The following is a 16,620-nucleotide window of genomic DNA, read 5'->3' as shown; positions in this document are numbered from 1 at the left end:
ATAACGTTCGAAATATCGATTTTTTTAATAATTTTACCACTAAATAGAGATAAATAATTGAAAGACATACCATGGGACACAATCGAATTAGTGATCTTCGACGTGGACGGCACACTTTATGATCAGGCTAAGTTAAGAAAGAAAATGCTTTTGGCGTTAATTGGGCATTATATCATTAGGCCATGGAAATATTATGACTTATTAATTTTATATCATTTTAGGAAAGAAAGAGAAAAGCATGCCGGATACAAGTCTGGGAATTTAGAGGAGGCACAATATGAGTGGTGCCTAAACAAGGTAAATTCATCAGTAGGGGAGGTTAAAAGGGTCGTCGCGGATTGGATTTTTAATCTCCCGAATCTATACCTTTCCAACTGTAAATATCCAGGTGTAACAGCTTTTTTCGAGGAGCTGGAAAAGAAGAAGATTGCAACTGCAGTTTATTCTGATTATGATGCAGAGCAAAAGTTGCAGCATTTGAATTTACAGGTAGATTTAGTGGCAAGCTCTACCCAGACAAAAATTAATGCATTGAAACCTTTGCCTGATGGCTTGAACTTTATCTTATCGGAATTGAAAATTCAGGATAAGCAAAAATGTCTTTTTATAGGTGATCGATTGGAGCTTGATGGTGCTTGTGCTAATGCTGCAGGGATTCCATTTCTATTGGTCAACAAACAAAAATACGGCGATTCTTTTTATGAAGCATTATACGCCAGCCTTACAAAATCAAGATTATAACTGTTGCATATATGATAAACGAACAAACGAGGAAAGCGGCAACTTTACAGGATTATATCGCGATTGCGAGGCCAGATAATTGGGTGAAGAATTTGTTTATGGTTCCCGGGATGCTTTTTGCATTGTCTGTTTTTCATACTCCTTTTGAAGCAGCATTGCTGTTTAAAATCGTGATTGGAATTATCAGCATCTGCTTAGTGGCATCGGCTAATTATGTAATTAATGAATACCTGGATGCGGGTTTCGATCAGTTTCATCCTTTAAAGAAGAAAAGATCCTCCGTAGTCACTACCATCAACCCAATTATTGTATACCTCGAGTATGGAGTGCTGGCCCTTATCGGATTGATGCTGGCCTATGCGGTCTCCTTAAAATTCTTATCTACAGCAGCGGTTTTGTTATTTATGGGGGTGATTTATAATGTAAAGCCATTTAGGAGCAAAGACCGTGTATTCTTGGATGTATTGAGCGAATCTGTCAATAATCCAATTAGGTTTGCGGCAGGTTGGTTTATTTTTAGTCCGGCTTTAGGAGTACCCGACAGTAAGTGGGATTTAGATTGGATCAATACCTTTCCACCGATTAGTATTATTATTGCCTACTGGATGGGTGGTGCATTTCTAATGGCCACAAAACGTTTCGCAGAATACAGACTCATCGGCAATGCGGAAATTGCTGGCCAGTATAGAAGGTCGTTTCGCCACTATACGGAGAACAGCCTATTGGTATCCATGTTTTTTTACGGCATTACCTGTGCTTTTTTTATGGGGATATTCCTGATTAAAGATCGTATTGAACTGCTATTCAGCTTCCCATTTTTTGCACTGCTGTTTTCATGGTATCTCCGTATTGGTTTGCTCAATGATTCTCCGGTTCAGGGTTCAGAAAAGTTATATACCAGAAAATGGTTTATGCTGTACCTTGTTTTATTTACTACATTGTTATGTATTTTGATGTTTGTTGACATTCCATGGTTACACTGGTTCTTGAAAAATGCTAATAATTACTAATTTGAATCCTCAATTATTTAGCTTTTATTTTATTCTAAATGAAAAATAGCCATTATGATTTAATCGTAGTTGGAACTGGTTTTGCATCCAGTTTCTTCTTAAAGAAATACTTATCTAAGGTTAAATCCGATCAGAAAGTGTTGGTTTTAGAGCGCGGACATTTTTACCCTCATGCAGAAAGACTAAAAGTAAAGAAAGGGGAGCATTCAGATTTTCAAAAGTATGAAGCGCCTTGGGAAGAAGCGATTGTCAATATGAATACCAAGAAAAGATGGCCTTTCACAACGGGTTATGGCGGCTGTTCTAACTGTTGGTGGGGCTGTACCCCCAGGTTCATGCCTTCAGATTTCAAGATGAAGAGTCTTTTTGGGATTGGAGAAGACTGGCCGGTAGATTACGATGACCTCGATCCCTATTATTATGAAGCCGAGGAGCTGATGTCTATTTCGGGTCCGGAGGGAACTCCTTTTCCCCGTAAAGGTAAATATCCTTTACCCCCGCATGAGTTTAGTATCGTCGACAAGATTTTACATAAAACCTATGGCAATCAATACATCAGTCAGCCTACAGCAAGGGCGAGCAGGGCTGCAAATGGCAGAAACCGCTGCATGACCTCCAGTACCTGCGACATTTGTCCTGTAAATGCCAAATTTACGTTGGAAAATGCAAATTTGGGTGTTTATGAAGATAAACGGGTAGAGTTAGTGTATGGCGCGCAGGTTTATAGTTTGGAAGTTCAGAATGATGTGGTTAACAAGGTCCTATATCAATTAGATGGGAAAGAATACCAGGCCTCTGGAGAGGTCGTTGCATTAGGCGCCAATCCTTTTTTTAATACGAACATTCTGTTAAATGCCGGAGACAAAAATCCCTTAACTGGAAGAGGATTTGGTGAGCAACTTGGTATGCAAGTCTTGATTTACCTGGATGGAATGAAAAATGTTGGGGGAAGTACCTGGGTGAATGCCAATGGCTATATGCTTTATGATGGAGCACATAGGAAAGACTTTGCCGCCTGCTTAATGGAAGTGAATAATGCACCCTATTATATCCGTATGGAGCGTGGGAAATGGCTGAATATTGCCAGCTTCCGCTTGTTATTTGAAGACTTGCCACTCTATAATAACTACATCACCACTTCTGCTAATAAACTGATTCCTGAAGTCCATTTTACGGAGCGTTCTTCGTATACCATGAAAGCAATTGATAATATGAAGAAAACTCTTCCTGGAATTTTATCCTGCTTACCGGTAGAAAAATTAAAATACCTGGAGCCCTTTCCAAATGAGGGACATATTATCGGTGGAACAAGAATGAGCAAAGATCCTAAGCTGGGTGTGGTGGATCAGCATTTAATCCATCATCAATATAGAAACCTATTTGTACTCGGCGCAGGAGGCTTTACTACATTTAGTGCTTCAAATCCAACATTAACCTTATCTGCATTATCTTTGTATGCAGCAGACCAAGCCTTTTAAGTTATGAAGCGCAGGAAATTTTTATTGTTAACAGGCCTGGCCTCAGGAAGCATACTTATTCCTCCTACTTTGTATTTTGTGTCTCCAGGAGTAAAACAGTTTGCGGCCTTACTCATCGAACGTGAATTTAAATATTTGAAGCTGGAACCTGGAAGTGTAGCTCATTATGTGGATGATTATTTTGCCGCTGGAGGAAATCATATCATGACCAATTTAAGATGGAAAACAATGTACTACCTCAACATGAATTGGGAAGATTCAAATCTGATTTTTGAATTGATCAGGACATTTTTGCTGTCGAGTGATTTTTTTATCCATAAGACTGATGAAACCAGGATAGTTCGATATATAGGGCTCTATAATCCCTACAAAAGCCCAGTTCCAAATCCATTTTCTTATTTACTTTATCCACCTGATGAAATTGGAGAGCCATGATCTGGACTTTGCTATTTTGATAGTAAAGACTTAAAATCTTTAATTGCGGTGAGGGTTTTTTGAGGGAAAAGTACCAGATGAGCGAGTAATATCATCCAGGCATAGGGTTGTACAAAGGCTGCGGTAATCAATAGTGCAAGGGGGAAAAATACCTGATAAAAATCGGCCATTAAGATGTGGAAAGGCTGGTTTTCTGGAGAAATAATGAGGACAGGGATATACTGCAGGCGTGTTGAACGGATCACTGCAAGCAAAACATAAAGGATCAAAAATAACACAGGTAGGAGTAGCTGCAGCGAAAACAGCATGGTTGCGATTGCTGCAAGTTCTATACAGAAAATGGTGATTTCTTTATTTCTGAAACGATCAGGTAAGATGTTTACTGCATAAGTATTTAAATCTGCCTGAATGTCGTTTTTCCGATCATAGAACTGGTGCCAGAGGATTCCCCTGGAGCCATAACACAAAGCCCAGACACCGGTACTCCAAAACCAAAGCCAGTCTATAGATTGCCCGGTCGCATAACTAATGCTACTCACCATTAAGAGACTCGTAAAAATATGGGAGCCAGAAGCATCAGCCAGGACACCCCAAATCTTCCTGTTTTTTAACCTGACCGGACGGAAAGAATAAAGGCTGAAACTGATCCATGGGATCAGGTATAAAAAGATAGATAAACGATCGGGATACAAAAAATAACCGCATACCAGACCTGCCAATAAGCATATGGTGGGAAAAATCCATCGGATTTCAGGACGTATGCCCACCATTCTATTGGCTTTTCCACTGGCTAGGTCGGCTTCAATATCCGTCAAATCATTGATGATACTTACATAAACAGCACCAATCACCAGAGCAAATAGTAAGAATAGCAATTGGGGGATAGCCATCAAAAAAACACCTTCGGTTTTTAATGCGGTAGCATAACCAATAGCTAGTAATGGCGGTAATTTATATTCCCACCATTCTACAGACCTGATTATTTTAAAAAACCTCAATAGCTGCGCTTTTAGGGGGTTAGATTATTTTGTTTATTAAACTTCTCCGTTAAATTTTTCACTTTACTGGCAAATCCCTTCATCATCACAGTGGGGATGGTTCTCAGGGTAAAAGGAATATCAATTGCAAATGAGCGTTTCAATAAGCGGAAAGAATGGGGGATGTTGAATTCCCGAATTAGGTTATGTTTGGACAATTCCACCAGACTCGCCATATACCTTCTTTGTAGGATTTTGAGTTCATCTTTGTGAAGCATGTCCTTAAACTTATCTATTTTAATTTTTAAATCAGCAATATATAGGAATTCCAGAATCTCGCTCCATTTTCTACCGTCAAAAATGTTGATCTCGTCCACACGTTTTCTCCATAAGCGATCCAGCGTATATGCGGCTTTACATTTCTTTGTCAGGATCATTTCCAGGTACATACACCAATCATCTCCAATGTTAATTTGCTCATCCCAGCCTGAAACAATCGAAGATTTACGGATAACCACAGCGGAGGAAGGGGAAGGGCAGGCCTTAAGGAATAGATTTCTTAATTCTTTGTTACCGAGATCTGACCAATGGTTTTTGATGTGCTGATGATATGGCTTTAAAAACGGGTCACCGGATAAAAAATCCCAGCTGTCTCCAACTTTTACATCCTGATCCCAGTTTGCGAAAACGAAATCAAGATGGTCTGATTCCAGTTTTTCCACACATCTTTCCAGGAAATTTGGATACCAGAGGTCATCTGAATCCAAAGAAGCCAGAATTGGGCCTTTTGCATTTTTTAAGCCTTTATTTCTTGCTGCGGCTTGTCCGCCGTTTTTCTGCCAATGATATTCTACCTCTGGGTATTTTTTGACAAGCTCAGCGGTGTCATCTGTCGATCCGTCGTCAATAACAATTACCTGAACATTTTTATAAGTTTGATTGAGGGCACTTTCAATAGCATCAGAGAGCTTATCTGCTCTATTAAATGTGGGGATAACAATCGAAACTAATGGGTTATAACTCATCTAGCAGGAAGTTTAGTTGATTCGCGAAATCCGTTTCCGGAGAAATTGGGAGGTGATTTGTTATATGTAATGAAGCTGCTTTTCCTATTTCTGGCCATTGATCGCGCAGTTCCCATGCGCGTTCCATAGCAGATTCAAAATCTTTTTCTGTGGCTTCTGCTATGAAACCATTTATACTGTCGTTAATGATATCGGCATTGCCACCGGCATTACTGACAATAACAGTACGTCCAACGGACATGGCCTCAATCATTGACAATGGAAGTCCTTCACTTCTCGAAGGCAATAACAGGGCGTGATAATTTCTCCATAAGTTATCTATATCCTCATGAAAACCATTGAACTCAACATTGTCGAGTGCTAAAAGCTGCGCCATTTCTTTAATGCCTTGTTCATCTAGTCCAGATCCGATAAAAGAAAGCATAATGGGTCTTTCCCTCCACTTCTTTTTATTCATGATCCTTATTAAAATATCCTGGGCCTTATCAATGACAAATAGACGGGCTACACAAGCCAGCTTATATCCATTAACGGTATCCGGATGTGGTAAGATATGAACCTTGGTTTTTATGGGATTAAAAACAACAGTGCTGTTGTTTAAGCGCAATCCAAATTGTTCTTCAGTTAAAGTCTTATTATGATTGGAAACAAAAAAGCATTGTTTTGCATGAAGCAGCGTTTGCTTCATATAGTCGCGGTCAGTAGGATAGGGCCAATAAAAATCAACTGCCTTCTGCGCAATAATTACATATGGTATGTTCAGCAGGTGACATTCATAAGCGTAAATCAGACCATCAAAATTGATTCCCTGCGCAACGATCACCAGTTCTGGAGGCTGTTTCTTCAACTGATCCCTGAACCGATCTAAACCTGCATTTTGTCTATAATTTTTGATGGTCGCTCTTTTAATCAGCTGTCCGATTTTTCTTTTGAATTGTTGGGCTAAAGAAAGGTCAGGCTCCAGCTCTATCAAATTGACTTGCTGCTCGATCAGTTTAACAAACTCGGGATGCGATCTGTTGATACGATTTTTATATAACCTCAGACGGGTACCTTTTTTTAACATAGGGATACTTTTTGCCCAAAGTTCTTCACTTCCGCCCCAGTCGTCCATACAGCAGGTGATTATAGCTATTTCTTGATGATTTTTATTCTTCAATTTTTTCAAATTGCCTGTGATTTGGCGGGTTCAATATCAAACGAAGATTTCCTTTACATTTTCGACATGATATCCGCCGCGTCTTCAGGCTAAAGATAGCGTTCCTTTCTTAATAACAGACTCTTTTTACGTTTTTTAAGCACCGTATATTTGCTGGAAAAGGACTCCGTGTATGAAATTGGGTAGTTCGAGAGATGAGCAAATCTAAAAAAAGCAGCAGTTATTTAAAGGTTTCGTTATAAATTCTACAACTATTTGTTTTCTTAATCAATACTTTTTATGATGTTGTTCCTGATATTTTTTAGAATAAATAATTTACCTACAGCTTAGGATTTAACTTATTTAACTATGTAGGCATAATTTTAGCTACTTGTAGTATATTAGAGTAAACAAATTTGTATGAGAAAAACTTACCTATTAATCAGTAGCGTATTATTAATCTTCCTAAGCTCCCTGGCAGGTTGTACGCAAGATATAAAATCGCCTGGAGAAATAAAACCGCTCAGAAATAAGCAGGTTAAGATCAAGGATATGTTTGGCATAAATGGTTTCGAATGGGACTTTTATGAGAGTCACAATAATTTTGATTCCGCGAAATATAACCTGATTCGCAACTTCAGTGGTTTTAGGCATTTCCTGGATTGGGAACGTATAGAGCCGCAGAAAGGCGTTTATAGATTTAACCATAAACCAGAAGGTGGCTGGAGTTACGATGAGATTTATGAGAACTGTTATCGTGACAGTATAACTGTACTGGTTGATTTGCAGGTGACCCCAAGCTGGCTGATCAGCACTTATCCTGAGCATCAAAGACAAAGAGACCTAAGTCCAGTTCCATACGGTGCAAAAAGAGATTCCCCTAAATCTTATATCGACATTGCCAGAGCAGGTTTTCAGCTTGCCGCAAGATATGGACGCAATAAAAATGTTGATCACAAACTCATTCTCGTTCCGAAAGAAGGAGCTGCCCCAGTGGTTGGTCTTGGCTATGTGAAATATATGGAAAGCAGTAATGAACCTGATAAGTGGTGGAGAGGAAAAGATGCGCAGCAGAGTCCTGAAGAATTTGCAGCACAATTATCTGCATTTTATGATGGTCACAAAGGAACGCTTGGTCCAGGTATTGGTGTAAAAGCAGCTGACCCTACGATGATGGTCGTGATGGGAGGCATTGCAAAACCAAATGTGGAATTTGTGAAAGGAATGGTAGAATGGTGCAGGAAACATAGAGGACTTAAAAAAGATGGTCAGGTAGATTTATGCTTCGATATAGTCAACTACCATATGTACTCCAATGATTATACCGGATGGTTTGCCAAGTTCAGAAGCAAGGGCAGAGGTGTTGCACCAGAAACCAACGACATGACAGAGATCGCCAATTCCTTTACCAATTATACAGCAGCAGAGCTGGGTGATATACCGGTATGGTCTACAGAAACTGGTTACGACTTAAGTTCAAGAAGTGCGCAGCGTGCGGTTGCAGTAGGCAGTAAGTCTAAAGAAATTACTCAGGCCGACTGGATTTTGAGATTGGCCTTATTATACGCGAGGGTAGGCTTGGAAAAGGTTTTCTTTTATCAGCTTTATGATAACAATGAACCTGGAAATGACGACGGTGGTCCTTTTGGTTTTTCTGGCTTAGTGGATAAAAATAAACGCAGACCTGCTGCGGATTACATTCATCAGGTGACTAAATTGATGGGTGATTACTATTACCTGAATACGATCAATAAAGACCCAATAGTGGACGTGTACCAATACGGAAAGAAGAGAATGTATGTTTTGGTTGTTCCAGACGAGTCTGATCGTAAAGAGAAGTATACATTGGATTTGGGTGCTGCTAAAAAAGCACTCATTTATACACTTCAACCTGGGAAGGATGCCATGTCTGTAAAAGAAGTGACCGTTCCTGGCGGTGTTTTAGAGATAGCAGTTTCGGAAACGCCAACTTTTGTGGAAGCTAAACCTCAATAGTTCTTTTTTGATCACATTAAAGCCTAATAATTTAATTAGCTCTGAACAGAGGATAGTTAAATTATTAGGCTTTTTGCTGTAATTGATGTTGGTAAGTAGCCAGCGCCTCCAGGCAAAATCCTGTGGTCATCTCTTCAGACCCATAGCACAGCCTTTTTTTAGGGCCACCATAATAAACTGCCCATCTTGGCCAGCAGCCAGATGGTTTTTGCTGCTGAATTAAATATTGTACAGCGGCTTCCATCTCGGATGTATTTATTCCGCATTGAAGTAGCGCGGTGATGCTTAATGCGGTATCTAATATACTTTCGCCGAAAGATCCATTTGATTTTGAGGTTTTTAAGATGCGCTGAACGATTTTATCTACCGCAGGTTTCATTTGATCTATGCCGGCTTTGTAGGTTCTAGAGAAAAAGTAATAAATAGTGAAAGGATTGCGGTACCAAAGATCGCAGTCTCCTTCTTTTTCCTGATCGATGATATCCAGCATATAATTGATAATCGGAGCAGTTTCCGGGCGATAACCAAAATAAAATAATGCGTTTGCGTTTACGGCAGCGTCAATATCATATCTTCCAGCCTCAGTGTTTCTCCAAAATAGGAAAGTTGAGATCGGATGTTTAAAAGCCCTTAAATTGAGCATCCAAAAGTCCTTAATGGGCACCAGACTTGGGCGAAGGGTAAACCAAGTGTAAAATAGTCCTGAAGCATGCCTGTTAGCCAGAATAATTGCCTCATTCTGAGGATCAACTTTCCCTAAAGCTTGCAGTACCTTTGAAGCGCATGCCGTGCTGTCTACATCTGGCGGACAAATGGGAAACAGTGGGTTTAGGATGGTGAAATTGTTCCATACTCCGCCCCGCATTTTTTGATACTGTAAAAATGCAGCGCCCATATCCAGCATCTCTTTCACTTTAGGATCTTGCTTCAACTGGAGGAGTGAGTACATAATCAGGGATGTAGGAAAAACATTGCTGTGAGGGATACATTGCTTCATTTCATCCTCATCAGAGATGTAACAGCAAAATTCCCCGTGGGGATATTGATGATCGTAAAGATAGTTGATCCCTTTTAAAATAGCTTGATCCATAATCGCTGATGAGTTTAATCTGTTATTTACACCTGATTTTGCGCTGAATTTTTATTAAACAGTTTAAAATAATGACCTTGCAATGCCATCAATTCTTCATTAGTTCCAGATTCTACTATTTTTCCATTGGAAAGCATATAGATATAATCAGCGTGTTTCACTGCAGATTGTCTGTGGCTGATGACAATAGCAGAGCGGTTTCCAATTCTTTCCCGAAAGGAGTCGAACAATGTTTTTTCTGCGTTTGCGTCCAGCGCGCTGGTGGCCTCATCCAGAATGATAAAGCGAGCCTTACTATAAAATGCTCTTGCAATGGCTAATTTCTGCCATTGACCAATGCTCACCTCATGTCCATCCTCAAAAATTCTACCCATAATGGTTTGATAACGGTCAGGGAAAGTATCAATAAACAAGTCCGCTCCAGAATTCTTTGCGGCCTCCTCAATTTCCTCTTCCCGGCGTTGACCGTCAATATCGCCAAATCGGATATTATCCGCGGCAGAAACATTATATTTTCCAAAGTCTTGAAATACGGCACAAATTTGCTTTCTAAATTCTCTGCTTTGAAAATTACGGATGTCGATTCCATTTAAAGTGATCTCACCAGAGCTCGGGTCATACAACCTGCACATCAGCTTAATTAAAGTCGATTTTCCAGCACCATTCATACCTACCACAGCCACAATTTTACCTGCGGGCATTTTGATATTGATGTCACTTAGGGTAGGGCGTTTCGCATGAGGATAAGTAAAACTCATGTTCTTGATTTCCAGGTTGATTAACGAGTCTTCGGGTATGGGTAATGGGTTTGGTACTTCAGGTAAGCTGCTCTTCAAGTCGAACAATTCAAAAATACTTTTTACAAAAATGTTATTCTGGTAGAGTGTCGATATGCTCGTAGACAGGCCCTGCAGGACGTTAAAAGCCTGAGGAAAGGCCACAAGAAATAAGGTAATATCACCCACACTGGTGCGGCCATGAATACTGCCTATAGCGATATAAGCGATACAGGAAAAAAAACCAATTGCGGCAATGGTAGAGGTAATTAATTCTTTATAAGTTCGCCTTTTACTGATTTTTAGTCTTCCCGATAAGAGGTCTAAGCGAATGCTGGTATGTATTTTTCTAAGGTAATCTCCTAGTCCAAAACTTCTGATTTCTTTAGCATGGGTATCTGCAGTTAATAAAGTGCTCATATAACCAGATTTTCGTTCCAAAGCAGTCTGGGCAATTCGGAGCGCATTCTGACTATCTGCAAAATTAATCCTCACCCATAATGTAGGAATGATAAAAAGGGCCAAAATGGGGAATAACCTCCAGTCGATGGCCACTAACATAGAAGCGATAACAACCAGGCTCATGGCATTTTTCGCAATGTCAACAATGCTGAAAACGATCATGTTGGGGCGGTCGCTTCCCATATCTCTGGCCCGTTTTAAAATGTCAAAATACTCGGGACTCTCATAAAAGGAAAGGTCCAGGCCGATTGCACTTTCATGAATTTTACTATCGATATATTCGGCCACTTCCCCCGATTGTTTTTCGGTAATATAGACTGAAATTGCTTTAATTGCAGCATAAGAAATTGCAGATAATGCAGCAAGCGACAGGTATTTAATGACTTCCGATTCATTCTGGACATTGCTGATTCCATATTTAGAAACCGTGTCAATTAATTTCTTCAACATATATAAGGAAGAAAAAAACAAGGCACTTTCTATAACAATGAAAGCAATAGATACCGCTGTCCATGTTTTTGATGCCGACCAAATCAATTTTAATATCCTTAAAAGATTCAGGTTCGTGCTTAAGTTATGGAGTTTAGTTAAAAATGATTTCATCATTGGATGAGGACTGGCAAAGTATAATAGTGATTAGCTTCTTTATTTTTTGATCTCCCAAAAGGACCCTTCGTATCGGAAAGGTTTCAACTGAAGGTAATATTTTTCTGCTGCAGAAATGAATTCATACTTTTTTTCATAGTTTTTCTCAAGCAAGGATTCCACGCGATTTCGATCTGGAAAATGGCATGGATAAGAGGCTTCAATACCATAAAATACAGGTGGAACATGCTGAATCGTCACTCGATCAGCTGGTTTGTCATTATAAGCGATAAAATCCAGCAGCACGTGAGGAATGCCGGTGCTCCTCACTTCTTCCAGCAATTGATAAGGATCTTCAAGGTATTGAAGGACATTGCAGATTAAGAACAGCTGGACCGTGTTTTCTGCTAAACATTCTTTTATGGTACTATAGAACGTGATGTGATCATTTTCAAATTCTTTCTTTCCCGCTTCCACAAATTTCGGCTGTTCTATGATACACCATTTCAACTTTTTCAAATGCTTTAAAAAAGGATAGTTTTGATAAAATGTGGTGCCTAATGAACCACCAAAGTCAATTAACGTAAGTTTATTATCATTTTTAGAGGCAATGTATAATAAACTGCTGAGCAATGAATAGTTCATCTGAACCTTATCATAAGCAATGCCATCCCGCTCATAAGGGATTTCACCATTCTTTACCTTTAAAGTACTCTCTTTAATTTTGTTTAAAATATCCGCCTCATCATAGCCCTGGCATTTATTTTTTGCCTCTTCATAGCTTTTATAATTACCCTTCCAGCCGTGTTTAAAGCTATACCATTTCAGGCTATGGGCAATAGGAGGGATTAATTCTTTGACGAGGTAAAACATGGTTGATACCCTTAAGAGTTGAATTTATTTATCATCTTTACCACCTGATGAATGTCTTCTTTGGTATGCGCAAAGGAACAGGGTAAACTCAGTGTGGTTTGGTGTATGTTACTGGAAATGGGATAGTCTAATTTTGCCAGATGACCTTTTAATGCAGCCTGATCTTGTGGTGCTACAGGGTAATGTATCTCTGTTGCAATGCCATGATCTAGTAAATACTGTTTTAACCGATCTCTTTCCGGATGTAAAATATTGAAAATATGGTAGACATGGTGAAAATCAGGATCAATTCTCGGTTTAATAAAATCATCCTTTAAATCATTGAAATAGACCTCTGCCAAAGCACGTTTATGATTGTTGATCTGATCAAGATAGGGAAGTTTAACCCTTAAGAAGGAAGCTTGCAACTCGTCTAATCTGGAATTATAGCCTACAACGCTGTTATGATATTTTTTTTCAGAACCATAATTCCGAAGTTGTTTGAGCTGCTGATGATCTGCTGCCGATTTACAAATTACTGCACCAGCATCGCCTAAAGTACCTAAATTCTTGGTGGGATAAAAACTAAATGCTCCAAAATCCCCAAATGTACCTGCCAGTTTGTTCTTGTATTTCGCACCATGGGCCTGGGCACAGTCTTCAATAATTTTAAGCCCATGCTGAGCAGCAATTTCCATAATTGGATCCATCTCACAGCACTGTCCATAAAGATGGACTACCATGATGGCCGCCGTTTTTGAGGTAATCGCGGGACCAATTAAAGCAGGATCAATATTATACGTCCTTGGATCTGGCTCTACCAATATTGGCGTTAAGCCACAATGTAAGATAGATAAAATAGTTGCTATATAGGTGTTGGAGGGCACAATGACCTCATCTCCAGGATTAAATTTGCAGCATTTTAAGGAGAGGATCAATGCATCCAATCCATTTGCTACCCCAGCAACATGTTTTTCCTGGTGGTATCTGGCAAATTCTTCTTCAAACAGGGACACTTCATCACCTAATATATACCAGCCTTTATCTAAAAATAGGTCGAATTTCTCGCGCAGTTTTCCTTCAAATGGTTTATTTAAAGTTTTTAAATTCTCATACGGTATCATACGGCTCATAAATATAGTCTTTAGGATCAAATGCTGTGGAAGCCAATACCAATAAAATGGCATCCGAAGAAAAGTCATGCATTACATGCCAATCTTCTGGTAATAAAAATAAGCACTTTTCAGGACTATCAAGATCGAAAATTTCAGTTTTTGTACCGTTATTATTTGTGATTTTACAAGAACCTTTGATGCAAATAGCTGCCTGGTGGGTCGCGTGATGTCTGTGGCCTCCTCTGTCGGTATTGTCAACAGAATAAATGTAAAAAAGCCGTTTAATTTCAAATGGAACTACTTGATCTAAAACCGTAAGTACTCCTCTGGAATCTTTGAATGTTTGAATGTTAACTATGTGTGCCATCTGTTAATAGGTTGTTATCAATTAAATTTAGAATCTCAGGTTTGTTGATCATATCAAATTTTCTTGCAAAAAGCATTTTTGTGATTTTTAAATGCTCAAAATCTGTTTCATCCAATATTTTTGGATTAGCTCCTCCGGCAGACCAATCAATGTATCTGTAATTATTATTGACAACTTTATCTTTATGTTTTGAATTGAGAATAATGGTTTGAAAAACAAATTCATCACTTGCCCAGCAAAATGAAAAAAATTGTCTCAGTTTTTTGTCTTGTTCTACTTTATTTACCACATACATCGCTATTTCTGGACTTAACATCCAAAACATTGATTTTCCATAAGGATGTAATTTATGCGGTAACTTTCTGCGTGGCATTATTTTATTGATCAGCTGCTCTAACCTATGTTTGCCCAGGAAATTATAACTGGACAGGAAGTAATTTTCCATACGAATTAAACCCTCTTTCCAATCATTCTTGATATCTCGGTAACTCAAAAACTCCTTGCCAATATTCTTCTTGAAAAAATCATGAATATATGCCGGCGATTTAAGCGGGTAATCCTGACCACTTAAAAAATTAATAAATTCATATCGGGTTCCTGTACCCACAATTTCTTTGATACATTCAAAAGTTGCAATAACAGTGCTGAATCCAGCCCATTTTACATCTACACGATTATTTATAAAAAAAACGTTAGGTAATGATTTTAAAAATAAATGAGGATTGATGTCGAATTTTTTATCTACATGGATGTAGAAGTCAAAATCAGGATGATACATATTCCTGATCATTCTTTCAGTCTGCTGAGGATTGGTATAGGTGAGGATCAGATGAGCGATACGCATGTTTAAGTAAATAATTTTCAGTGAAAATATGATGCCAATATTTTAAATTTTTATAGGATACTGACTTGTGCCTAAAATATTACAATTCTAAATCTGACAATAAATCAGAAATAGCGCATAAACTCAATGATATAGGAGTAAGTATTGCGCTAAGATAGTATTGGTTTAGCTAAAGGGTCATCAGAATGACTAAAATCACCGCGCTGCATTCTGGAAATTAAGAAAGGGAGAATAAGGGCCTCATTTTGTCTGAGTAATTGCCATATTTTTTTTCTAAGGACTAAATCAAATGTTTTATTTCCGTAGGGTAAATCAACCTGTTTTCTGGTTAGATTGATGGGTTTATTGTATAAAACGGCAACACGATTCTTTTTATAAAGAACTTTTAAAGTCTGAGTGGGTAGTTTGTATTTAAAAATACGCTTAGGTACATCATGATTTAAACAATCATAAACCATGGTATGAGGAAGAAGAATGTATAATCCCGGAGCCAGCTGGTAGTTAGGATCCAATACCTGATCGATGGGCTGCGTAATCGGGTGTAGTGATACAGTACTTTGCTGTGTTTCTTTAAATGTTGAAGGAACAGCTTTGGAAATGATAAAAGTAAGTAATACCATCACCAGGCATATCATTGCCCTGCTTATAAAACGTATGGTGATCCTATTTTTCATTCCCTGCTTATATCGGCATTGTCTATATAATTTATAACATTCATTAGCTTGGGGAGATTCATTAAAGCTGGCACATTTATAGCTCTTTTGCAAATTATTTCGTTAAAAAATGACCAATCTAAATCCTACTTTTACAGCAGATGAAACTGACCTCTATAATTTCTGTTAATTTTAATCAACCCGAGGTAACTCTAGCGTTCTTACAATCAGTCAAGAATAATACCATTGGTCTGCCTATCGAACTAATTTTAGTAGACAATGGAAGCAAGGAAGACCATGGAGCCGCTTTTTTAGCCGCTTATCCCAACCTTAAATACCTGCGTTCTGAACAGAATCTTGGCTTCGCCGGAGGGAATAATATAGGCATTAACATAGCTACAGGCGACTTTTTACTGTTATTGAATAACGATACCGAAATCAGTGAAAACCTGATCACCGTGTTAACTGAAGCCATGGATCAAAATCAGGAAATTGGAATAATTTCTCCACTCATCCTTTATTATGACCAACCGGAAACCATCCAGTATGCGGGATTTACGGAGATGAATTACCTCACTGCGAGGAATAAAGGGATCGGTAATATGGAAATCAACCGAGGCCAATATGAGCAGGATAGTCGGGAAACTGCTTTTTGCCATGGTGCGGCGATGATGTGCAGGAGGGCAGACCTGACCAATATAGGACTGATGGCAGAGAACTATTTCTTATATTATGAAGAATTAGATTGGTGTGAGCAGTTTAAGCGGGCAGGTAAGAAAATCTGGTTTACCGGCCAGACTAAAATCTACCATAAAGAGTCGATGAGTGTGGGCAAAGAAAGCAGCATTAAAACCTATTTTATGACCCGGAACAGAATGCTTTTCATCCGTAGGAATACCAGCTGGTTCAATACGCTGCTTTTTAGTTGTTTTTATATCGGCATTGCCTGCCCCAAACAAATCCTGACTTACCTGAAAAAAGGAAGAACAGACCTTGTAAAATGGGTGTTTAAAGGCATATTGTGGAACTTCAGCCATTCCAAAACAAGTAATAAATTAGGCTTTAAAATATAATATT

General features: G+C 38.8%; 16 protein-coding genes. 6 read left to right on the top strand and 10 right to left on the bottom strand.

From position 1 onward, the window contains the following. Positions 1-57: 57 nt before the first annotated feature. From H9X96_RS11670 to H9X96_RS11655, 4 genes are read left to right on the top strand one after another with little or no spacing between them, the layout of a single operon-like run. On the top strand, positions 58-741 hold the full coding sequence (locus tag H9X96_RS11670) for an HAD family hydrolase (protein WP_187666448.1): 684 nt from the start codon (positions 58-60) through the stop codon (positions 739-741). A gap of 11 nt (positions 742-752) precedes the next feature. Beyond that, positions 753-1,751, top strand: a complete 999-nt coding sequence (locus H9X96_RS11665) for a UbiA prenyltransferase family protein (RefSeq protein WP_187666447.1) — start codon at positions 753-755, stop codon at positions 1,749-1,751. 38 nt (positions 1,752-1,789) lie between these two features. Continuing rightward, the gene (locus H9X96_RS11660) at positions 1,790-3,229 is read left to right on the top strand and encodes a GMC oxidoreductase (RefSeq protein ID WP_187666446.1); all 1,440 of its coding nucleotides are present in this window, start codon (positions 1,790-1,792) and stop codon (positions 3,227-3,229) included. Positions 3,230-3,232: 3 nt separating this feature from the next. Then, positions 3,233-3,664 (top strand): hypothetical protein, encoded by a 432-nt coding sequence (locus H9X96_RS11655; RefSeq protein WP_187666445.1) that lies wholly within the window; start codon positions 3,233-3,235, stop codon positions 3,662-3,664. A gap of 11 nt (positions 3,665-3,675) precedes the next feature. Here H9X96_RS11655 and H9X96_RS11650 read toward each other — a convergent pair whose 3' ends face one another. Genes H9X96_RS11650 through H9X96_RS11640 form a run of 3 tightly spaced genes read right to left on the bottom strand, consistent with a single transcriptional unit; the run spans position 3,676 to position 6,780 of the window. Further along, the gene (locus H9X96_RS11650) at positions 3,676-4,662 is read right to left on the bottom strand and encodes a UbiA family prenyltransferase (protein ID WP_187666444.1); all 987 of its coding nucleotides are present in this window, start codon (positions 4,660-4,662) and stop codon (positions 3,676-3,678) included. An 11-nt stretch (positions 4,663-4,673) separates the two neighbouring features. After that, a complete protein-coding gene (locus tag H9X96_RS11645; protein WP_187666443.1) occupies positions 4,674-5,666 on the bottom strand; it encodes a glycosyltransferase family 2 protein in 993 nt (330 codons plus the stop codon). Beyond that, positions 5,656-6,780 (bottom strand): glycosyltransferase, encoded by a 1,125-nt coding sequence (locus H9X96_RS11640; RefSeq protein ID WP_187666442.1) that lies wholly within the window; start codon positions 6,778-6,780, stop codon positions 5,656-5,658. The genes H9X96_RS11645 and H9X96_RS11640 overlap by 11 nt, the downstream gene beginning before the upstream one ends. 444 nt (positions 6,781-7,224) lie before the next feature. Here H9X96_RS11640 and H9X96_RS11635 point away from each other — a divergent pair, with 444 nt between their 5' ends. Further along, the gene (locus tag H9X96_RS11635) at positions 7,225-8,799 is read left to right on the top strand and encodes a hypothetical protein (protein ID WP_187666441.1); all 1,575 of its coding nucleotides are present in this window, start codon (positions 7,225-7,227) and stop codon (positions 8,797-8,799) included. Positions 8,800-8,863: 64 nt separating this feature from the next. Here the strand turns inward: H9X96_RS11635 and H9X96_RS11630 are convergent, their stop codons facing one another. The 7 genes from H9X96_RS11630 to H9X96_RS11600 form a co-directional block, all read right to left on the bottom strand. After that, a complete protein-coding gene (locus tag H9X96_RS11630) occupies positions 8,864-9,889 on the bottom strand; it encodes a hypothetical protein (protein ID WP_187666440.1) in 1,026 nt (341 codons plus the stop codon). Positions 9,890-9,915: 26 nt separating this feature from the next. Continuing rightward, the gene (locus H9X96_RS11625) at positions 9,916-11,577 is read right to left on the bottom strand and encodes an ABC transporter ATP-binding protein (RefSeq protein WP_255431090.1); all 1,662 of its coding nucleotides are present in this window, start codon (positions 11,575-11,577) and stop codon (positions 9,916-9,918) included. Between the two features lie 195 nt (positions 11,578-11,772). After that, on the bottom strand, positions 11,773-12,585 hold the full coding sequence (locus H9X96_RS11620; protein WP_187666438.1) for a methyltransferase, TIGR04325 family: 813 nt from the start codon (positions 12,583-12,585) through the stop codon (positions 11,773-11,775). An 11-nt stretch (positions 12,586-12,596) separates the two neighbouring features. Then, positions 12,597-13,697, bottom strand: coding sequence for a DegT/DnrJ/EryC1/StrS aminotransferase family protein (locus H9X96_RS11615; protein ID WP_222943892.1), 1,101 nt, complete (start codon positions 13,695-13,697; stop codon positions 12,597-12,599). Next, positions 13,675-14,046, bottom strand: a complete 372-nt coding sequence (locus H9X96_RS11610; protein ID WP_187666437.1) for an FdtA/QdtA family cupin domain-containing protein — start codon at positions 14,044-14,046, stop codon at positions 13,675-13,677. Before H9X96_RS11610 ends, H9X96_RS11615 begins: the two co-directional genes overlap by 23 nt. Then, the gene (locus H9X96_RS11605; protein ID WP_187666436.1) at positions 14,030-14,890 is read right to left on the bottom strand and encodes a beta-1,6-N-acetylglucosaminyltransferase; all 861 of its coding nucleotides are present in this window, start codon (positions 14,888-14,890) and stop codon (positions 14,030-14,032) included. The genes H9X96_RS11610 and H9X96_RS11605 overlap by 17 nt, the downstream gene beginning before the upstream one ends. 149 nt (positions 14,891-15,039) lie before the next feature. Further along, entirely contained in the window at positions 15,040-15,564 is a 525-nt protein-coding gene (locus tag H9X96_RS11600; RefSeq protein WP_187666435.1) for a hypothetical protein, read from the bottom strand. A gap of 140 nt (positions 15,565-15,704) precedes the next feature. Here H9X96_RS11600 and H9X96_RS11595 point away from each other — a divergent pair, with 140 nt between their 5' ends. After that, positions 15,705-16,616 (top strand): glycosyltransferase family 2 protein, encoded by a 912-nt coding sequence (locus H9X96_RS11595; RefSeq protein ID WP_187666434.1) that lies wholly within the window; start codon positions 15,705-15,707, stop codon positions 16,614-16,616. Positions 16,617-16,620 lie beyond the last annotated feature (4 nt).

The sequence above is a fragment of the Pedobacter sp. N36a genome, assembly GCF_014472395.1.
In the GTDB taxonomy this organism is placed as follows: domain Bacteria; phylum Bacteroidota; class Bacteroidia; order Sphingobacteriales; family Sphingobacteriaceae; genus Pedobacter.
Note: the sequence above shows the minus strand (reverse complement) of the source record. Positions and strands in the feature narration are given on the sequence as shown.

Excerpts from the sequence above, each read along its gene's own strand:
- H9X96_RS11655 (WP_187666445.1), top strand. The coding sequence starts at position 3,233 with ATGAAGCGCAGGAAATTTTTATTGTTAACAGGCCTGGCCTCAGGAAGC.
- H9X96_RS11625 (WP_255431090.1), bottom strand. The coding sequence starts at position 11,577 with ATGTTGAAGAAATTAATTGACACGGTTTCTAAATATGGAATCAGCAAT.
- H9X96_RS11660 (WP_187666446.1), top strand. The coding sequence starts at position 1,790 with ATGAAAAATAGCCATTATGATTTAATCGTAGTTGGAACTGGTTTTGCA.
- H9X96_RS11610 (WP_187666437.1), bottom strand. The coding sequence starts at position 14,046 with ATGGCACACATAGTTAACATTCAAACATTCAAAGATTCCAGAGGAGTA.
- H9X96_RS11630 (WP_187666440.1), bottom strand. The coding sequence starts at position 9,889 with ATGGATCAAGCTATTTTAAAAGGGATCAACTATCTTTACGATCATCAA.
- H9X96_RS11605 (WP_187666436.1), bottom strand. The coding sequence starts at position 14,890 with ATGCGTATCGCTCATCTGATCCTCACCTATACCAATCCTCAGCAGACT.
- H9X96_RS11665 (WP_187666447.1), top strand. The coding sequence starts at position 753 with ATGATAAACGAACAAACGAGGAAAGCGGCAACTTTACAGGATTATATC.
- H9X96_RS11620 (WP_187666438.1), bottom strand. The coding sequence starts at position 12,585 with ATGTTTTACCTCGTCAAAGAATTAATCCCTCCTATTGCCCATAGCCTG.
- H9X96_RS11595 (WP_187666434.1), top strand. The coding sequence starts at position 15,705 with ATGAAACTGACCTCTATAATTTCTGTTAATTTTAATCAACCCGAGGTA.
- H9X96_RS11635 (WP_187666441.1), top strand. The coding sequence starts at position 7,225 with ATGAGAAAAACTTACCTATTAATCAGTAGCGTATTATTAATCTTCCTA.
- H9X96_RS11640 (WP_187666442.1), bottom strand. The coding sequence starts at position 6,780 with ATGGACGACTGGGGCGGAAGTGAAGAACTTTGGGCAAAAAGTATCCCT.
- H9X96_RS11600 (WP_187666435.1), bottom strand. The coding sequence starts at position 15,564 with ATGAAAAATAGGATCACCATACGTTTTATAAGCAGGGCAATGATATGC.
- H9X96_RS11615 (WP_222943892.1), bottom strand. The coding sequence starts at position 13,697 with ATGAGCCGTATGATACCGTATGAGAATTTAAAAACTTTAAATAAACCA.
- H9X96_RS11645 (WP_187666443.1), bottom strand. The coding sequence starts at position 5,666 with ATGAGTTATAACCCATTAGTTTCGATTGTTATCCCCACATTTAATAGA.